Source organism: Alteromonas sp. ABD4_190 (assembly GCF_056160105.1).
The window spans coordinates 2936857-2956161 of the sequence record NZ_JBSWWN010000001.1; the positions used below are offsets into that span (position 1 = coordinate 2936857).

Here is a 19305-nt window from a genome sequence, read left to right on the forward strand (position 1 = left end):
TCCTTCTTGTTGTTTTATTTGAGCTTGTTGAATTTCCTGTGAAGCTCAACAGGCACTAGGGGATTAGTTTTGGCCGAGATCGAAGACTTCTTCAGCGTTGTCGTCGCTAAGCGGGCGTTCGCTGTCGGGTTCACGTTCGATGTGGTTTTGCATCATTGAAGACTTTGGTGCGATCCACGCGTATTTATCATTGCCTTCAAGCACAAACACGTCGCGAGGCGTGGCTAAGTTTCCGTAGGTGGCGTTTTCGCCAAGTGTTATAACAGCGGCGTAGAGAGAGCCCGCACCTGGGATGTGGGCCTCTACGGTACGATCGCCGTTTGGATGGGTAACAACGTGGTCAACTTCACCGGTGTAACTGCCACCGAACTGTGGGATATATAAATCGAGATACTCGCCAACTTCTACCGTCATTAATTCTTCGCGATCAAGCTCAATGTAAGATTCATCGGTTACGTCCGCGGGAATATGGCCTTCTGCTTCAAGTACCTTTTTGCCATCTTCTGACGTTGTCCAGACAATGGTGTCTTTCTCTGATTTACCGTTAGTTTTAGCCTGAGCTTTTAGCTCGGCTTCATTTTTGGGTTTGAAGTTATCGACACCTGTAGATAACACTTTGCCGTTTCTTTGCTTAGTAACAGCGCTTTCATTACCAACAGATTTTGTTTCATTTTGGGCTGCTGCTACCTCTTTTTTGTCCGAGGGAGAATTATCGACAAAGGCGAAAATACAACCAATAGCTACAATTGCCGTCGAAGCGGCAAAAATACGCTTTTTCATAGTGTGTTCCTTTTATTTTTACTTACTGAATTTAGGAAATTGAACGTTAGAAATTAGCGACACTCTGATTCTCAAAGCGCGCTCTAAGTGAGCGATATAGAGAACCAATGTGTTTAGTGAAATTGCTTAGTGAATTAAGTAAGTCATTAAAAAGTATAATATTTTCACGGTTATAAAAGTATCGCTTTGCATAAGGGGGTATAAAATTTAGCCCTTTAATGCAGTGTAAATTTCTTAGGCTATAGACGGAACTGCAAGATGTAGACCGAACTCAGAACTGCCTCGTTTTAACCATGTGAGTGAGAACGAATGAGCCACCTAAAAATGGCTTCTGGATGACGAAAAGGGAACACCAAATATCAAAGGAATAATCCCGCTTGGCAAGAAAATTAGTGAAGGTATTAACAGCGCAAAAAAATGTGGGATAAGTAGGTAAAAGATAAAAAAGAGCGAGTAAAATCCTTTACTCGCTTAAAAAGAAGGCCACCTCTTCTGAGGGAAAGTAGCCGTCGGAGAAATGTTGGTTTTCTCTTATGCTAATCGGTTGATTATTGAGGAGAAATCCATTCCTGCATTGCCTTCTTCACAATGCATTTCAAACCACTTTGCAGCAAGCTCACCCATAGGTACTTGCGCATTTACACCCTTCGCGCCCTGCATGGCCAGCCCCAAGTCTTTGAGCATAAGCGCAGAAGCGAAACCGCCAGCAAAATCGTTATCAGCAGGGCTTTGTGGCCCTACACCTTTTACAGGGCAGTAGGTGGTCATTGACCATGTCTGTCCCGAGGCATTTGACGCAATATCGAAGAACACTTGCGCATCTAAGCCTAGTTTTTGTGCCAGCTGGAAGCTCTCACACGTCGCAATCATGGTCGCGCCAAGTAACATGTTGTTGCAAATCTTCGCAGCTTGCCCCGCGCCACGGCCGCCTGCATGAACAATTTTTTTACCCATCGCACCAAGAACGCCTTGCGCTTTATCGAATGCGTCAGCATCGCCGCCCACCATAAACGTGAGTGTGCCGCCAGCTGCGGCTGCAACGCCGCCCGAGACAGGGGCATCGAGCATTTTAAGGCCTCTTCCCTCAGCCAATTCTGACACACTTTTCGCCGTTTCCACGTCAATGGTGGAGCAATCAATAAGCAAGGTGCCTTCGCGGACAGAAGCCAAGATCTGATTTGAATAGATATCTTTTACGTGCTTGCCTGCTGGTAACATAGTGATAACGATGTCGGCCTCAGCAGCAGCTTGCTCGGTACTTTGCGCAATAGTGCAGCCAGCTTCTTTGGCTTTAGCTAGCGCCGCTTCGCTTAAGTCAAAAGCCAATACGTTGTAATCGTTCTTAACCAGATTATCTGCCATCCCTGAGCCCATATTACCTAGGCCAATAAATGCAACTGTGGTCATAATAGTCCCCTCGCTTAGCCCATGGTTGGAATAACAAAGGCGTTGTCGTTGGTATCTGAGCCATCAGGCCAGCGCTGCGTAATGGTCTTAACCTTGGTCCAGAATTTCACCCCTTCCATACCGTGCTGGTTGGTATCACCAAATGCAGAGCGCTTCCAGCCCCCAAAGGTGTGGTAAGCAACTGGCACAGGAATAGGCACATTAATCCCAACCATGCCTACGTTTACACGTTGCGCAAATTCACGCGCCGCATGGCCGTTACGGGTGTACATAGCAACACCATTACCGTATTGATGGTCGCTTGCTAAGTTAACCGCTTCGTTAAAATCTTTCGCGCGCACCATTTGAAGCACTGGACCAAAAATCTCTTCTTGGTATGAGCGCATGTCCTTGGTTACGTGATCGAAGAATGTGGGGCCGATGAAGTAGCCCTGACTGTCGTCTGGGATCTGACTGGTTCTGCCGTCGTAAACAAGTTCAGCACCTTCTTCTATGCAAAGGTCGATATAGCCTTCAACGCGCTCTTTGTGAGCAGCAGTAACCACAGGGCCATAATGAGCGTTAGGATCTTCACTATGACTTACCATAATGTCCTTAATAGCCGGAATAAGCTTGTCTTTCAGTTTTTCAGCGGTTTCATCGCCCACCGGAACGACTACCGGTAGCGCCATACAGCGTTCGCCAGCACTGCCGTATGCAGCACCAACTAAGTCAGTTACTACCTGATCCAGATCGGCATCAGGCATTACGATGCCGTGGTTTTTCGCGCCTCCCATAGCTTGAACACGCTTACCAGCACGAGCGCCACGCTCATATACATAGTTGGCTATATCAGAAGAGCCTACAAAGCTCACCGCCTTGATAGTTTGATGATCTAAAATACCATCAACCACTTCTTTATTACCGTGTACAACGTTAAGTACACCTGCAGGAAGGCCTGCTTCAATCATAAGTTTTGCCAGTTCAATAGGTACTGACGGATCGCGCTCTGATGGCTTTAAAATGAACGCGTTACCGCAGGCTATTGCCACACCGAACATCCACATTGGGATCATGGCCGGGAAGTTAAATGGCGTAATACCTGCCACTACACCAAGTGCTTGGCGCATGGAGTACACATCGATTCCTGGGCCTGCGCCTTCGGTATATTCACCTTTTTGTGCATGAGGGATTCCACAGGCAAACTCGATAACTTCAAGGCCACGCTGAATATCACCTTGCGCATCAACCAACACTTTACCGTGCTCGCTAGATAGTAACGCGGCTAGGCGATCGCGGTTTGCTTCAACTAGCTCTTTAAACTTGAACATGACACGAGCGCGTCGCTGAGGGTTTGTCGCTGCCCACTCAACCTGTGCAGCTTGGGCTATTTCAATTGCATAGGCCAACGTTGAAGTGTTAGCCAAGCTTACTTCAGCCTGTACTTCACCTGTGTTAGGCGCAAATACCGACGCGGTATTTTCGCTGCTATCCTCAAAATCTTTACCTGCAATAAAGTGAACAATCTTTCTCATGACATAGCTCCAATGATTTTTAACAATATTGAAACCTTGTGTTTGCAAAGACAATACATATACTTGCAGTATAATGCTGTAAAAATGCAGGTGCTTAAATGAATTGGGACGACATGCGTTTGTTTCTTGGCTTGGCAAGAAATGGTCGTGTAGCTATTGCAGCTAAAGGCTTGAAGGTAGACCCTACAACATTAATTCGTCGTGTAAAAAAACTGGAGGACTCATTAAATTGCAAGTTGTTCGAGCTAACTAAAAAGGGATATGTGCTAACCACACATGGTAGTGAGTTGGTTACGTATATTGAAAAAGCAGAGCATTACTTTTTAGAGGCACAAAACGAATTAGGTGATGAACGTTCCCACTTAGCGGGCACGATTCGAGTAAGCGTTTCCGAAGGTTTCGGTAGCTGGTTTTTAGCGCCATTACTCCCCGATTTTAAAAAGCAGTACCCAGGAATTAGTATTGAGCTTGTGGCAACAAGCGGTTTTCTAAACCTGAATAAACGGGAAGCCGATATGGCTATCTTGCTAGAAAAGCCCAGTAAAGGCTTACTGGTTACACAAAAATTGACGGACTATAACCTTTATCTTTATACCCACCAGTCCCTTATCAGCGATAATAAGCCACGAGCATTAAAAGACCTTACCACGTTTAATTTAGTAAGTTATGTTCCCGATTTGGTGTATGCGCCTCAATTGAAGTTCATTGAAGAAACAGCACTATCGCAGTTGAGTGCTCTTCGCAGCACCAGTATTAATGCGCAGTATCAAATGCTTATCAATGGCGCTGGGGTAGGTATCTTGCCTAAATTTATGGCTGAAAAACAACCTGGCTTAGTTCGCCTTATTGAAAATGAGATCCACATTAAACGCACGTTTTGGTTGGCGACGCATAAAGAAACCCACTCTCAAGCCCGTTTCCAAGCGTTTACACATTGGCTAATTGAAAACGTAGCGCGTAATCAGGCAAGCTTTATTGATAAGTGATGATAGCGGCATTAACCGAAACCGCGCTTTTTGAGAGCAATAATCTTTAAGATTTTCTGCGCATTCAAAATAGTACAGACCTAAGTTTAATTTATTAAAAAAGTGTTTACTCTTAACATACTTGGCAACGAAATGGCGAAAGCCAACATGGGACACAAAGCCTAGACTCACTCTCAAGTAAGTTATAAAACTGAATTGTAAATTTATTAAGTGAAACTCCAAGTTAGCCGATAAACATCTCATTACCGAAAATTTTTTGTCAGGGAAGCGTTCATGTTTAACAAACACCTAGTTAAAGAAAACGAAGCACTTAAAGAGGAACTACATATACTCAAGCAAGTGCGAGATGGCTTGCGAGAAGACATGATTTTTCTTCGTCTCAATGAGCGCGGAGAAATTGACGATGTCAACCAGATGTTTGAAAAAGAGCTAGGTTATTCTCTCTCTCAGGTTAAAGGTCATCGCTTTTTTGATTTCGTGCCTGAAATCGCAAGAAATACTCCCCATTTTAAAAAGCTTAAGGATGCTATTGAGCAACGCGTTCACTACTGGGGCGCTATAGAGTTCGCCCGTGAAAACGGAGATGAAGCTTGGCTGAGGGGAGTGGTTGAGCCCATTTTTGACATCAAAGGCAAAATTCATAAGTTCTCGGTAAACCTTAATGATCTTACGCGCACCATTGCTAAGTCAAAAGAACACGAAGACTTAGTAGCTGCTTTACACAAATCTAATGCGGCGATTGAATTCGATCTTAACGGCGTAATTCAAGATGCTAATGAAGCCTTTTTGAAAACCGTTAAATACAGTTTGAACGACATAAAGGGCCAGCACCACAGAATTTTTTGTGATAGCGAATACGCCAATTCCATTGAGTACAAAAACTTTTGGGATCGCTTAGCCCGCGGTGAGTTTGTTGCTGGACGTTTTGAACGTTTCGATGCCCATGGTAATAGCTTTTGGTTAGAGGCTACGTACAACCCTATTTGTGACTCTCACGGGCGCATGTACAAAGTGGTTAAACTAGCTACCGATATTACTGAGCAAGTTGCTAGAGAAAATGCAATCTCTAATGCTGCTGATATTGCCTATCGTTCTTCTAATACTACTGATCAAATTGCATCTCGAGGGAAGGAAGTAGTAAGTGAATTGCTTTCTGAAATGTCTTCGCTGTCGGATCAAATGGACAGAGCTAAGGAAGGAATAAACGCGCTAGATAGCCAGTCTCAGCAGATAGCCACTATCATAGGTAGTATCAGTGCCATCGCCGAGCAAACTAACCTACTAGCTTTAAATGCGGCCATTGAAGCCGCGCGCGCTGGCGATCAGGGACGAGGTTTCGCCGTAGTGGCAGACGAAGTACGCCAGTTAGCGTCGCGCACTACCGAGGCTACGGAAGAAATTATTAATGTGGTTAAGCACAACCAAACGTTGGCAACCGATGCCGTAAACCTTGTGAATGAGGGTGATGCAAAAGCACAGTCTGGGCTTAATTACGCCAACGAAGCGGGTGAGGTTATTGAGCAAATCCAAAACGGCGCGAAGGAAGTTGTGGATGCAGTCGGGCAGTTTAGCAGTCAGCTCGTAAATTAAACATTAATAAGTAGCGTTGACATGAACGTGTAGAACGTAATCAATAAGCGTACCTATTGCCTCACTTGTAACACCTATGCTTGAAAAAGTGAGTTCATCCTACCTTGGTAGGATGAATTCGCCCCTATTGCAGGATGTGCTTTTGAGCGCATGCTGTATAGCATAACCCTGTAATAAAAGGCTTGCAGGGGCGCTTATGTCAGGTTTTACGAAAATATCTACAGCTGTAGTGGCCGTATTCATTGGCTGCTTTTTGGTTTTTACCTGTCTGGTCTACTTCCACATACAGGATAATATAGAGGAAGAAATGACCGGCGCGCTTAATCAAGTGCGAGAAATGGTAAACCTCAATATCCCTGTCGCTGATATCGAAGCAATTGTAGAGCCTAGTCCTCACTTATCTGCCCATTATTTCACGGGCCGTCTTCGGGCAGAGCAGCCCTCAGCAATGTCTACATCTGAACGCAATGCACTGACACCCGTTATCATCCCAATTCGGGAAAATCAGTATCTTATCGTTACGCCTTCCGATACTACTGAGCTCACTCAGAATCTTACGTTTTTTGCCTTGGTAGCGGGGCTGTTTTTTGCGACTTTTGTTCTGCTTCTATTTACATTAAATGTAGCGGTTAAACAAAGGTTAGTGCCGCTAAATCAGCTCGCTGACGCGTTATCTAAGCTACGAGAAGGCAAGGAATCACAGCCTCTACCACATTCAGATATTACCGAAATGAACAGGGTGTTAAATCAATTTAAGCACCTGCAAAATGCGCTTAAAACAAAAGAAAAGCAGCTCATCAAAATAGATAAGCAGTTAGCTCTTCTTCAAGAGCAAGAGCGAAATTACCTTGCCAGAGAACTTCACGATAACGTGGGGCAGTTGCTGACAACGATAAAAGCCCACGCCTATATTCTGGTTAACGCAAAAGAGCGCTCTGTTGTTGAATTCTCTGCTCAGAAAGTTCAGGTGATGTCACATCAAATAAGCGATGCAATTAGAAAGCTCACTGCTCACCTTCACCCGCTTGTTTTGGATAGAGTCTCTCTTCAGTCGTCGCTAGAACGTCTGGTTTACGAACAAGAAGTGGCACAGCCCGATACGCAGTGGAACGTGTCAATTAATCTAAAGCGCTATCAAGAAGATAATGAGCGAGATATTCATCTTTACCGATTTGCTCAAGAAGCCATTAATAACGTGATTAAGCATGCGAAGGCCACCAAGGTTAGCATTCAAATTTATGGCGATACTCACCGTGTTTCTGTGATGGTCAAAGACAACGGTCGGGGATTAGGGAACCACATTGTAGAAAATATTGGCATGTCTTCAATGCGCAGCCGAGCACGTTGTATAGGAGCAAATTGCAGTGTGACGTCACCCGATGATGGCGGCGTTGCTGTATCGCTGTCCCTTACCCTTAAAAAAATGCCTCCTCTTATGGGCGCTAATGTCGCATGAATATTCTAATTGTCGACGACCACGCTGTGGTGCGTGAAGGATACAAAGCTTTACTCAATGCGATGATGCCCGATTGCCGTATTTTTGATGCTGAAAACGGTGCACAAACCCATCGTTTATTAGCCAGTAGTGACATTGAGATCTTAATCCTCGACATAAACCTTTCAAATGAAAGTGGCCTTGTTTTAGCCAAGATTTTTTTGAAGCGACATCCAGATTTAAAAATTATTTTTTTCAGTATGTTCGAAGACAGCGTGATATTGCACCGCGCCATGCAGACCGGTGCTATGGGGTACATCAGTAAAAGTAGTTCGCCTGAAATATTGATCTCGGCAATTAAGGTCGTCGCAAAAGGGCAAAAGTATATTGAGCGTGGTTTGGCGGTAAATTTAGCCAATCAGCTTCTTGATACTAATGTGGATATTGCTGCCAAATTAACAAAACGTGAGTTCGAGATATTTATTGCTATAGCGATGAATAAATCCCGCTTTGATATTGCTGATGAGTTGGGCCTATCGGCTAAGACCGTCTCCAACGCACTAACCGTCATTAAACGAAAGCTTGATGCGGTACCTTCCCAGTTTACAGCCATTGCGGCCAAGCACGGTTACATCGGCGATGCAGAGCTTTCAGCGGCTCAATCCGTCTCTTCTGCGGAGAAGAGTGAGAAGTAGCCATAGGTTTCCCCTCCTAAAGTAGGAGTCAAATCGGTCTATCGCATCATGGTAGGTACAGCGTAAAAGTACCATTATCAAACTACACAACAAACCAAATTGCTGCGCGTGGTACGCGCAACGTTATCAAAAGGTAATTCTTATGATTTATGCAAAGCCAGGTAGTGAAGGTTCGGTCGTAAGCTTCAAAGAAAGCTACGGTAATTTTATCAATGGCGAATGGGTTGCACCGGTTAAAGGTGAGTACTTCACCGCAACATCACCAGTAGATGGCAGTGACATCGCACAAATCCCTCGCTCAACGTCTGAAGATATTGAGCTTGCGTTAGATGCAGCTCACGCTGCGAAAAAAGGTTGGGCAGATACATCAGTAGCTGAGCGTTCTAACATTCTTCTGAAAATAGCCGATCGCATCGAAGAAAACCTAGAGCTACTCGCCGTTGCAGAAACTTGGGATAACGGTAAAGCCGTTCGTGAAACACTGAATGCCGACATCCCGCTTTGCGCAGACCATTACCGTTATTACGCAGGCTGTATTCGAAGCCAAGAAGGCACCATCGGTGAAATTGATAAAAACACGGTGGCGTATCACTTCCATGAACCTTATGGTGTAGTTGGACAAATCATTCCATGGAACTTCCCGCTACTTATGGCGGCATGGAAACTTGCGCCAGCACTTGTTACCGGTAACGTAGTGGTGTTAAAGCCAGCAGAACAAACGCCAGTATCTATCTTATTGTTCGCCGAACTAATCCAAGACCTACTACCCCCGGGTGTACTAAACATTGTTAACGGGTTCGGTGCAGAGGCTGGACAGGCCCTTGCAACTAGCACAAGAATCGCAAAAATTGCGTTTACTGGCTCTACACCTGTTGGCGGACATATCCTTCGCTGTGCTGCTGAAAACCTTATTCCATCTACCGTTGAGCTTGGCGGCAAGTCGCCAAACTTATTCTTCGCAGACATTATGGATCACGAACCAGAGTTTATTGATAAGTGTGCCGAAGGTTTAGTGCTTGGTTACTTCAATCAAGGTGAAGTATGTACATGTCCCTCACGTGCGATCATCCAAGAAGACATTTACGATGCCTTCATGGAAAAGGTCTTGGAAAAAATTCAGAAGATCAAACGCGGTAACCCACTAGACACAGACACCATGGTAGGTGCGCAGGCATCTAGCGAGCAGTTCGAAAAAATCCTTAAATACATCGATATCGGTAAGTCAGAAGGGGCTCAGGTCGTCACTGGTGGTGAGAAAGAGCAGCTACCAGGTTTTGATGAAGGTTACTACATTCAGCCGACTATCTTGAAGGGTGAAAACCACATGCGTGTGTTCCAAGAAGAGATTTTTGGTCCGGTAATCGCTGTTCAAACCTTCAAAACTGAAGAAGAGGCGATTGAGATTGCCAATAATACAAGCTTCGGACTTGGCGCAGGTGTGTGGAGTCGCGATGCGAATGTAGCATTCCGCGTAGGTCGAGCGATTGAAGCCGGTCGCGTATGGACGAACTGTTATCACTTGTATCCAGCTCACGCGGCGTTTGGCGGCTACAAGAAATCGGGCATTGGCCGCGAAACCCACAAGATGATGCTAGATCACTACCAGCAGACAAAAAATCTATTGGTAAGCTACGACATCAACCCACTTGGTTTCTTCTAAGTAAACCTGAGGGCGGCGACTACCGCCGCCCGCTACTTTTATGCGCATCGCATTTTCCTCAATCATTTTCTTGCTGTTGCTCAGCACTACGGTGTTGGCGCAGTCTGACGCGACAGACATTCCACAAGACATTTACAAAATATTTCCCAACGCTACTCGCGTGGGGGAGATGCACACTGACATCAAGGTAACCCCGGTCTATCAGCTTCAGCAACTACTCGGATATGTTTTTGAGTCGAATGACTTTGTCGACTTCATAGGCTTTTCAGGCAAACCGGTTAATGTAGTGATTGGGCTAGATACTCAAGGCAATGTGGTTGACCTTTTCGTCAAGCAGCATAGCGAGCCGATTTTTTTGCATGGGCTTGGCGAGAAATCCATGTTTGATTTCGTTGCTCAATATCAAGGGCACAGTGTCAAAGAGCGTTTTATCATTGGCGGAAAAAGCAATGTAGGCAAAGACGCTACCTACTTTGATGGGGTTACGAAAGCCACCGTATCGGTGCTGGTTATCAACGATACCATCGTGACATCTGCATTAGCTGTTGCCAGAGCTAAGCTCGATGGCTTTGTTGCGCCTAGCAATAATATTATCAATCCAGACTTTTACGAACCTCTTACTTTTAGCGAGTTGGTGGACAAGGGCTACATCCAAAAGCACCAGATTACTCGACGGAATACAGAAGGCCTCTCGAGAGAAGTGGTTCGGGCGGTTGGCGATATTCAAAGTGAGTTTGCCCTTGATGGTGACATCATTGCCGAACACTACTATGCGTTTTTAAGTCTTCCTATTGTGGGGAAAAACCTGCTAGATGAAGAGGAGTTTGCTCGGTTACAGGAAAATCTAAATCCAGGAGAAATGGCACTGATGGTACTGAGTACGAAAGGGTTCAGTTTTATCAGCGATGAGTTTATTCCCCAAACCACTCCTGAGCACTTACGGGTATCTCAAGGCGGTTTTCCCACGGCTATCCGCGATATCGATTTTTATAGCTTCTATGACCCCGCATTTTCACAAGTATTGCCCGACTACAACGAGGTCAAAGTACTTCGCGTAAAATCGAAAGGTGGGCTGTCACTTGACCAAGAAATGGAAATAGCGATTAGTGTGCCGTTTAAGCCAAGTTTCTTCGAGCAAGATGAGCATCTGTTCCCTTTGAAAGTGACACTGCCTAGTGAACTATTTATGGAAAATCCTGAGGCTCAGTTAGCGAAGCCCATTCCGTTGTGGCAGAAAATTTGGAGGGACAGAACCTTAACGATAAGCATCACCGTTGTTTATCTTGTAGCGCTGTCGTTGTTTTTTACATTCCAGCAAAGGCTAACGCCTTACACCAAGTTTGTGCATACAGTGCGGGCATTTTCCCTTGTGTTCGTGCTGTTTTTTATTGGCTTTTACGCTCAAGGGCAACTGTCTGTTGTCAACATATACACGCTGCTACTGGATATTGTCGATGGATTTTCCTTAGAGGTATATCTTCTCGACCCGGTCATTTTTATTTTGTGGAGCTTTGTATTTGTCTCGCTGTTTATCGTTGGGCGGGGACTATTTTGCGGCTGGCTTTGCCCCTTCGGAGCACTTCAGGAAATGATGGGAATTCTGGCTGAAAAGCTCAGGATAAAACAAATTAGAATTAAGCCACAGCACCACAAACGGGCACAAAAAATTAAATATGGGTTGCTTATAGGGCTTGTTGCGTGCTCATTCTATTCGCTAAACCTTGCAGAGAAGCTCGCTGAGATAGAGCCGTTTAAAACGTCCATAACCCTACACTTTGTTCGATATTGGCCCTTTGTGCTGTATTCGGTTTTATTGCTGCTACTTAGCTTGAAAATTCATAAAGTGTACTGCCGCTATTTATGTCCATTGGGAGCGGGGCTTGCCATTCTAGGGCGTTTCCCTTTAGTTAAATTGCTTACACGTAAAGATGCTTGCGGTAATCCGTGTCAGCTGTGCAAACAAAAGAAATGTGGTATTGATGCTATAGAACAAGACGGCAGCATTGACTATGCTGAATGTATTCAGTGCCTTGAGTGTGTGGTTACGTTAGATAACCCTGACTTGTGCAAAATCGATAAATATAAAAAGAAAAAGGTGCCAACGCGTGTCAAAAACCTCAATCCTGTCCGCACTTAGTCAACCTGCTAATAGCAAGGTTAACGATGACAACCATTCTAGTTTATACGGTGCTAAAGAAGCCTGCCGTGATGTGGCCAATGAGATTTTAGCCAACGTTAAGGGCGATGAAATAGAGCTATTACTTTTTCATACCAGCACGCTGTTTGACTTAGATACCGTAGCAAAGGAAATCACCGCACGTTTTCCGCACGTGAACATTGTTGGCTGCACCAGTGCTGGAGAATTTAATAAAAACGGCTACGGAACAGAAAAACTTTTGGCCGTCGCGTTTTTGAAAAACGAATTTTCTATTGCCACAGCATTGGTGCCTAATTTAGGCGAAGTAAACTTTGATGAAGCCCACGATATTGCCAGTGGTTTGCGCCGAGCCTTACAGGGGAGGGAGCGTCGTTACGATACAGAGCAGCACTTCGTTATTTCTGTGCTCGATGGACTTACCCGCCATGAGGAACATTTTCTAGAAACCTTTGCGACTGCATTTGGCAATATTCCACACTTAGGCGGTAGCGCTGGCGACGATTTAAAGCTTGAAGCCACCTATGTGTTTTACAACGGTGAATTTCATCGAGACGCAGCAGTACTGCTGCTTGTTGGCACGGGAAAGCCCTTCACCGTGTTCTCCATTGATCACATTAACTCTCCTGTTTCGAAGCTGGTGGTCACCCACGCCGACCCTGAGTCGCGAACCGTGTATGAAATAAACGGTGAACCTGCTGCGCAGTATTATGCCAGTTTATTGGGAATGAAAGCTGAAGACTTAACGCCGGATGTGTTCTCCATGTTTCCCCTTGCAGTGATGGTGGGTGGCAAATACTTTATTCGCTCAATCCAGAAAGTAGATTTGGCCACCAACGCCATTACCTTCTACTGCGCGGTAGATATTGGCATTATTCTTACGTTTGTTCAGCTAGGCGATTGTATTGAAGCACTAGAAGACAAGTTGGATAAATTGCAAACCGAGCTTGGCGAGCCCGAGTTTGTTTATGCCTGTGACTGTTTCTTACGAAGGCTCGAAATTCAGCAAGGTAAAAATGACCACGAGATAAAACGCTTACAGCAAAAATTCAAGGTTGCGGGCTTCAATGCCTATGGCGAGCATATTCACTCGGTTCACTTGAACCAAACGTTTACGGGGGTGTATTTTGCAGCCCAATAATCAATTTACCGACGTGGAAGCGCTCCAAAAGGCGCTTTACGAGCAACGGCGTGAAAACGAAAAGCTTGAGAAAATAAACGCAGCGCTGATGTATCGCATGGAAGAGGGCGGTTTTAATCATCACAGTTACCGCGCCTTCGAACATTCGGTTCAACTTTCTGAAAAAGTGAGTCAGAAAACAGAGGAGCTGCAGTCAGTACTGCAAAAGCTGGAGCAGTCAAATGCCGAGCTAGTGCGGGCTCACGAAGAAACCCATCAGGTTAAACAGCGTTTACACGACGCCATTGAAAGCACCAATCAGGCAATGGTGTTGCTAGATAGACTGGGCGGGATCATCTTCTTTAATCGGCACTTTGAAACTGTTTGGGATGACCTTTCCATTACCCCTAAAATTGGCGATAACTATTACGATATCACCCAAGCTGCCAAGCATTCCGGGGTTATTCGCCGCGCCCTGCCTGCTGATGTCGAAGGCAGGATGATCTATCAGTTGTCGAACCGGCGATGGTATCAGCTGACCAATCGACCCACGCAAGAAGGCGGGAACGTTATTCTGTTTAACGACATCACTGAAGTAAAACTGCTTGAATCGAATCGTTACGAGCAAGTCATTAAAGAGAAAAACAAGTTGCTGCAAAGCCTTATCGATAATATTGATGTGGGAATATTGCTCATTGATAAAGAAGGTGGCATTGCGTTTTGGAATAACACGTTTTTGACCCAGTCAAACGTGCCCCAGCACGTACTGGTAAACAGTAAGAATATTTATGCCCTTCAAAATAACCGTCACTGGAGCGGGCTCAACTTAAACCCGGTGGGGCCAAGTACCCAGATTATACACGAGCAATTGGTGGTTGAACGCAACATCACTACACTTCCCGACGGCAATACGCTGTGCACGTTCACCAATGTTACATCGCAGCATCACTATGCGGAAACGCTGAAGCAAAACGAAAGCTGGATCCGCATGATAACCGATAATGTACCGGCGCTTATTGCATACATTGGTACCGATAAAAAGTTTCAATACACCAATAAAGGTTATCGCGATTGGTATGGCGTTAGTGAGCAAGACATTAATGATATGCCTATGGATCGAAGCCATCTGAAAGAGGTTTACCCCAATCTTATTCAGTACTTGCGCCGTGTTAACCAAGGCGAAGTGGTGAGCTTTCAAAGCAAAGAAAAAAATGCACATGGCGACGTTGGCTTTTTACAGAAAGTTTATTTACCTCATTTCAATGAATCTGGCGATATCACCGGGCACTTTGTCTTGGCAACAGACGTGTCGCAGCAGGTAGAAAGCCAACTCCAGCTCAAAGCGGCTAAAGACCAATTAGAATCGAATGTAGAAAAGCGTACTCGTGAACTCAATCACGCCAATATCGCCCTTCAAGAAGCCATTGATTCAAAGAGCAAATTTTTGGCTGCTATTAGCCACGATCTTATGCAGCCCCTTAGCGCTGCCATCTTGTTCAACGAAACATTGAAAGATCAAGTGGATAGTTCATCCAGCCCCATTGTTGCCGCCCTCGATAATTCACTGTCTGATTTACATGGCCTTATTCGCACGCTTATTGAAACATCCAAACTGGACGCTGGGGTGTTACAGCCCGATAAGCAGCAAGAAAATGTATTGCCGTTACTTATGCAGCTAGCCGAAGAGTTTACGCATATCAGTAAAGACTACAGTGTAGATTTTCGCTATCGCTTGAAAGAAGCCTTCGTGGTGACAGACGTGAACTTACTTTCTCGAATATTGCGAAATTTATTAATAAATGCAATGAAATACGGTGCTAACGGCAAGGTGTTACTGGCAGCACGAAAGGTGAATGAGAACCTAGAAATTAGCATCTATGATCAAGGTGTGGGTATAAGCGAAGACGATCAGAAAGTTATTTTTAAAGAGTTTTCCAGATTAGAAAACGATTTTAACTACTCTTACAGTTTGGGTCTGGGACTATACATTGTAGATAAAATGAGTAAGTTGCTAGAGCACGATATTCGAGTGCGCTCGAAAGAGGGCGTAGGCGCGTGCTTCACGGTGACCATTCCTATTACCGAAGTCTGTGATACGAGCCAGGAGCAAGACTATCTTTATACTTTGGAGCCATCGTTACCAGATTACGTTTTGGATAAGCATATATGGCACATTGATAACGATGCGAATATGCGCATTGCTATGCAAACGTTGTTCGCAAACTGGGACATGGAAGTAGACACTTTCTCAGGTTTTGAACAATGCAGTGCTGTAAATAATGGCAGTTTTGACGAGTGCGACATGCTTATTGTCGATTACCACCTAGATGAAGAAGAAACCGGTTTAGACATTGCGAAACGCGTAAGAAAAATCGCGCCTTCAATGCCCATTATGATTTGCACCGCTAATCACTCAAAAGCGTTAGCGAATGAACTTGAAGGCACCGACATTCAGCTGCTGCACAAACCTGTTAACTCCGCGGTGCTTAAGGCGGCGCTAGTCTCAAGTTTGAATGGCTAAAAGTAAACGTGTCTAAGACCTATTAATCTTCGGCGCACAGCAAAGATCAACAGGTCTTAATTAAATACGTATTGGTTAAAGTCGATATTCGCGGCACTGGCCACAACCTTTACTCGGTTGCTGGCGCCTAATTTTTTGAGAATAGATGATACGTGAGACTTAACCGTGGTTTCAGAAATATTAAGCTCGTAAGCAATCACTTTATTGGCTAACCCTTGAGTTAGATATTTCAGTACAGTCAGCTCTTTTCGCGTTAATGAACGAATTTGCTCCGGCGAAATACCGTTGTCATTGGTAATGCGTGTTCTGGTAGACGGCGTTCTCAATATCTCTGATGGTAAACACACGTTCCCTTCAAAAATACTCTCGATAGATGTGGCTATTTCTTCAATCTTGCTGCTTTTTGAAATAAAGCCAACGGCACCATAAGAAATGGTTTGCAGTATATTTTGCTTTTCCGTTTCAGCGGAAATAATCACTACAGGTACGTTAGGGTGTTGGTTTCGAATTTCTAAAAGTCCGTTTAGGCCACAGGTTTCCGGCATATTTAAATCAAGCATGATTAAGTCGAACTTCGCGTCTTGCTCTAGTAACGTTAACGCTTCAGAAATTGAATTGGCTTCGAGGGTTTCTGAGTCGGGAAACTTTTTCCCTAAAATAGTAATCATTGCGTGACGAAAAATAGGGTGGTCGTCAATTATCAGGATACGGTGCATGGTCTTTCCCTCAGCTAAAAAAGCGACATTTGCCGCAGGCCTTGTGACTTATTTGGGCTGGCGTTTTATTCACACATAAGCCTTTTAGTAAGACAAAATTATGGCGTAAATGAAACGCTTCAAAGTGACCAAATTCTCCGAAATATTGAAAGCTAAACAGTCACTTCACTTGTTTACAATGTTAACATTAATATAACATTAAATCAGGCCTAATAAGACCAATGGCTTATAATAAAAAAGCACGTAAGACCAGTACTGACGGGGCTTTCGTTCTATAACTCGTCAAGTAACTGCCTTCTTTTTTCGGCGTATTCTGTTTCGCTAATTAGGTTTGCCTTTTTTAGTGCGTCTAACCGTTTAAAACGAGCAACGATATCGTTTTCTGCTGGTAAGGGGGCCAAGCCAGCTACGTCTTTCTTACTGGGTGTGTTTTCCCTATTCGCTGGGGAAAGTGTTTCCTTTTCTACAGGTGCTTCAAATGCCAGCTGAGTCGGTGCGACCACCCAATCGAAGCGATTTTTCGTTTTTAGTTCTATACCAGGTGCGGAAAAAGAGAGTGGGGAATCGAATGAGAACTTTGCTTGTTTCCGATTACCAAAATCAAAGTCGTATTTTACCAAGCCCTGAGAAGTAGGATCATAAGCCATTTCGTAGGCTTTATTGGCTACTTTATCGAACTCGCCAATAAGAATGTTGAGCTGGTCGTCTGTGATGAAAATACTGCCTGCAACGTAATACGTTTGGGTTTTAAGGCCTGCCAAATAACGCTTCTCTTTACTAAGGGCAAAAATTACGTCTTGCTGAGCAGTCGCTGTTCGCAGCGCCTCAGGCAGATAGGCGGCAAGTAACGCAACCTGTTCGTTGGAAAAAAGCGGTGTTGATGTATTTTTGTTCTTAACCACCTGAATAGCGCTAAGTATGGCGGATACATCCTGCTCGTGCAGCGTAAAGGGGTGCTGGTTGGCACGCACGTCACTGTCTGTTTCGTTTTGCTTTTCAACAAGGCGAATAAAATTGTTTTTGTCCTCCTGAAATATGACCTGTGCGTCTGCGATATGTACTGTCGTTATGAAGAGTAGGGCTAACATAATGGGTTGAGCTGAACGTAATGAAAATAGAGATATATTTTTCATGATCTTTCCTTTTTCAATAGGAAAAGCGAGAGTGAATCTCGCTTTTTTATGTCATATCTTTTAGCTTAATTTTAATTTCTGATTTAAGTTTAAAATTGTTCAGTTTTTTATCATTAATTAAATGAATCGAGTAATTTTTAAATTTCAGAGTAATTAGATATAAGTTCAATGTTAAAATATGACTGATTTTTAATTCTCAATTAAAAGAACACAGTGCCACCTAGTTGAATTAGGGTTAAGTCTTCTGCGCTGTTATAAATTCCTTGCGCAGATTCTGAACCATCAATATCTAAACTTAGATTTTCGTATTTCGCGTACACCAAGAAGCGCGAGCCAAAATACTGTTCCGCTGCAACACCCCACTGACTAAGCTCTGAGCCGGTAACGCCATCTAAATGAGCCATGCCGTATTGGTCGTTATAACTGGCATATTCAGCGTAGAAGGCAGAATCACCAAAGCGATTAAACTGTTTTCTAATACCTGCTTTAAAGTAATAGGCATCCGTATCGTCACCCGACCCAACAATCGCGTCGTCAGCTTCTTCCATCTGATAAGTGGCTACCCCAAATACTCCTGATTCAAGATGCATGACGCCAGCTTGCAGTTGTAGCGTAGTTGAACTGTTGCCCCCAACATTGCTACCGCCATCTTTATTCACTGAGTAACCTGCGTGAAGGTTAGTTTTGAAGCCTTCGTGCTCAGCCGCATACTTAACCGCAATATCGTAAATTTCGTCGTTTGCATAACCTACTGCAATACTAACGTTGCCCATTTGAGGGAGATCGTAGCGCACGCCGTTGCGATATATGCCGTTACAGTCAATACCAATACCCAAGCCAGGCGTAGCCAGACACTGAGCAAACTGACCCCACGCGACATTGGTTGAACCTTCTTCTACGCCTCGAATAAAGAAGCCATTTGCTCTAAATAATGGAGAAATTCCCGACCAGATTGTGCCAGAGGGATCGGCTAGAACGGCAATGTTATCGGTGGGAAGGCTTTGTAAACCAATGGTGATTTTACCCCAGTCGCTACCAAAGTAGAGGTTACTGCCCAACAGGCCTATGTCGCCGCCATTGAAGGTGTCTAAGTTATCCTGATTTGCAAACAAAAGCGGGGTTTGATGGCCACCACCGGCGTAGTTCGGTGCGCCTGAAAGAGGTTCAATAATGACCTCAAAGCCCACGTCCATGCCTTGTTCTTCCAGTTTATAATTCCCTGAAAGCGTAATACGACTGCCTAGCGTTGTACCGTTGTCTGATAGTTGTGCCACATCACTACCCACACCGTCGTCGTAGTAGGTTACGCCTTCATTTATCCATCCAGAGATATTCCATGAATAGGGCTCGTCCTGGGCAAAACTATGACTACTGACTGTGCTTAAAATGGCAATAGATAAACAGGTTTTTGTAAATGTATTCTTTTTCATTTTACTGTCCCAATATTGGTAGTGTTGATTAATTACAGTGGCTTTTTATTTTTATTTTTGACTGGTTTAATGCTTTCGGTGTCCAGTAAATTGATAATAGGTTCTATTGAATTTTGAACCATCGGCCGTAAGGCGTGTTAATCTCCTTCTTTAGTAGCGGGAA

The 19305-nt window shown here is 44.4% G+C and carries 14 protein-coding genes; 8 read left to right on the forward strand and 6 right to left on the reverse strand.

The window, feature by feature from the left end:
• Positions 1-63 precede the first annotated feature (63 nt).
• The 3 genes from ACXAFM_RS12890 to ACXAFM_RS12900 all read right to left on the reverse strand — a co-directional run bounded on the left by ACXAFM_RS12890 (position 64) and on the right by ACXAFM_RS12900 (position 3701).
• Positions 64-780 carry a lipocalin/fatty-acid binding family protein gene (locus ACXAFM_RS12890; protein WP_474834797.1) on the reverse strand — a complete coding sequence of 239 codons (717 nt, stop codon included), beginning with the start codon at positions 778-780 and terminating at the stop codon, positions 64-66.
• Positions 781-1311: 531 nt separating this feature from the next.
• Positions 1312-2187: a 3-hydroxyisobutyrate dehydrogenase gene (gene mmsB, locus ACXAFM_RS12895; RefSeq protein WP_474834799.1), complete on the reverse strand. Its 876-nt coding sequence runs from the start codon at positions 2185-2187 to the stop codon at positions 1312-1314.
• A 14-nt stretch (positions 2188-2201) separates the two neighbouring features.
• Positions 2202-3701, reverse strand: coding sequence for a CoA-acylating methylmalonate-semialdehyde dehydrogenase (locus ACXAFM_RS12900; protein ID WP_474834801.1), 1500 nt, complete (start codon positions 3699-3701; stop codon positions 2202-2204).
• Between the two features lie 98 nt (positions 3702-3799).
• Between ACXAFM_RS12900 and ACXAFM_RS12905 the strand changes: the two genes are divergently transcribed.
• The 8 genes from ACXAFM_RS12905 (at position 3800) to ACXAFM_RS12940 (ending at position 15863) form a co-directional block, all read left to right on the forward strand.
• Positions 3800-4687 carry a LysR family transcriptional regulator gene (locus ACXAFM_RS12905; RefSeq protein WP_474834803.1) on the forward strand — a complete coding sequence of 296 codons (888 nt, stop codon included), beginning with the start codon at positions 3800-3802 and terminating at the stop codon, positions 4685-4687.
• A 273-nt stretch (positions 4688-4960) separates the two neighbouring features.
• On the forward strand, positions 4961-6277 hold the full coding sequence (locus ACXAFM_RS12910) for a methyl-accepting chemotaxis protein (RefSeq protein WP_474834805.1): 1317 nt from the start codon (positions 4961-4963) through the stop codon (positions 6275-6277).
• Positions 6278-6473: 196 nt separating this feature from the next.
• A complete protein-coding gene (locus ACXAFM_RS12915) occupies positions 6474-7733 on the forward strand; it encodes a sensor histidine kinase (protein ID WP_474834807.1) in 1260 nt (419 codons plus the stop codon).
• Positions 7730-8407, forward strand: a complete 678-nt coding sequence (locus tag ACXAFM_RS12920; protein ID WP_474834809.1) for a response regulator — start codon at positions 7730-7732, stop codon at positions 8405-8407. The genes ACXAFM_RS12915 and ACXAFM_RS12920 overlap by 4 nt, the downstream gene beginning before the upstream one ends.
• A 142-nt stretch (positions 8408-8549) precedes the next feature.
• Entirely contained in the window at positions 8550-10067 is a 1518-nt protein-coding gene (gene exaC / locus ACXAFM_RS12925) for an acetaldehyde dehydrogenase ExaC (RefSeq protein WP_474834811.1), read from the forward strand.
• A 40-nt stretch (positions 10068-10107) separates the two neighbouring features.
• Complete coding sequence (locus ACXAFM_RS12930) at positions 10108-12204, forward strand: 4Fe-4S binding protein (protein WP_474834813.1); 2097 nt, start codon at positions 10108-10110, stop codon at positions 12202-12204.
• Positions 12173-13363, forward strand: coding sequence for a nitric oxide-sensing protein NosP (gene nosP / locus ACXAFM_RS12935; RefSeq protein ID WP_474834815.1), 1191 nt, complete (start codon positions 12173-12175; stop codon positions 13361-13363). Before ACXAFM_RS12930 ends, nosP begins: the two co-directional genes overlap by 32 nt.
• Positions 13350-15863, forward strand: a complete 2514-nt coding sequence (locus ACXAFM_RS12940) for a hybrid sensor histidine kinase/response regulator (RefSeq protein WP_156086929.1) — start codon at positions 13350-13352, stop codon at positions 15861-15863. Before nosP ends, ACXAFM_RS12940 begins: the two co-directional genes overlap by 14 nt.
• 56 nt (positions 15864-15919) lie before the next feature.
• On the opposite strand, the gene ACXAFM_RS12945 is transcribed toward ACXAFM_RS12940, so the two are convergent.
• The 3 genes from ACXAFM_RS12945 to ACXAFM_RS12955 form a co-directional block, all read right to left on the reverse strand.
• A complete protein-coding gene (locus ACXAFM_RS12945) occupies positions 15920-16579 on the reverse strand; it encodes a response regulator (protein ID WP_474834818.1) in 660 nt (219 codons plus the stop codon).
• 272 nt (positions 16580-16851) lie between these two features.
• Entirely contained in the window at positions 16852-17712 is an 861-nt protein-coding gene (locus tag ACXAFM_RS12950) for a hypothetical protein (RefSeq protein ID WP_474834820.1), read from the reverse strand.
• A 200-nt stretch (positions 17713-17912) separates the two neighbouring features.
• Positions 17913-19142, reverse strand: a complete 1230-nt coding sequence (locus tag ACXAFM_RS12955; protein ID WP_474834822.1) for a porin family protein — start codon at positions 19140-19142, stop codon at positions 17913-17915.
• Positions 19143-19305: the final 163 nt, after the last annotated feature.

What these genes read in the sequence shown, in the direction of transcription:
- ACXAFM_RS12890 (WP_474834797.1), bottom strand. Translation starts at nt 780, where the DNA reads ATGAAAAAGCGTATTTTTGCCGCTTCGACGGCAATTGTAGCTATTGGT.
- mmsB (WP_474834799.1), bottom strand. Translation starts at nt 2,187, where the DNA reads ATGACCACAGTTGCATTTATTGGCCTAGGTAATATGGGCTCAGGGATG.
- ACXAFM_RS12900 (WP_474834801.1), bottom strand. Translation starts at nt 3,701, where the DNA reads ATGAGAAAGATTGTTCACTTTATTGCAGGTAAAGATTTTGAGGATAGC.
- ACXAFM_RS12905 (WP_474834803.1), top strand. Translation starts at nt 3,800, where the DNA reads ATGAATTGGGACGACATGCGTTTGTTTCTTGGCTTGGCAAGAAATGGT.
- ACXAFM_RS12910 (WP_474834805.1), top strand. Translation starts at nt 4,961, where the DNA reads ATGTTTAACAAACACCTAGTTAAAGAAAACGAAGCACTTAAAGAGGAA.
- ACXAFM_RS12915 (WP_474834807.1), top strand. Translation starts at nt 6,474, where the DNA reads ATGTCAGGTTTTACGAAAATATCTACAGCTGTAGTGGCCGTATTCATT.
- ACXAFM_RS12920 (WP_474834809.1), top strand. Translation starts at nt 7,730, where the DNA reads ATGAATATTCTAATTGTCGACGACCACGCTGTGGTGCGTGAAGGATAC.
- exaC (WP_474834811.1), top strand. Translation starts at nt 8,550, where the DNA reads ATGATTTATGCAAAGCCAGGTAGTGAAGGTTCGGTCGTAAGCTTCAAA.
- ACXAFM_RS12930 (WP_474834813.1), top strand. Translation starts at nt 10,108, where the DNA reads ATGCGCATCGCATTTTCCTCAATCATTTTCTTGCTGTTGCTCAGCACT.
- ACXAFM_RS12945 (WP_474834818.1), bottom strand. Translation starts at nt 16,579, where the DNA reads ATGCACCGTATCCTGATAATTGACGACCACCCTATTTTTCGTCACGCA.
- ACXAFM_RS12950 (WP_474834820.1), bottom strand. Translation starts at nt 17,712, where the DNA reads ATGAAAAATATATCTCTATTTTCATTACGTTCAGCTCAACCCATTATG.
- ACXAFM_RS12955 (WP_474834822.1), bottom strand. Translation starts at nt 19,142, where the DNA reads ATGAAAAAGAATACATTTACAAAAACCTGTTTATCTATTGCCATTTTA.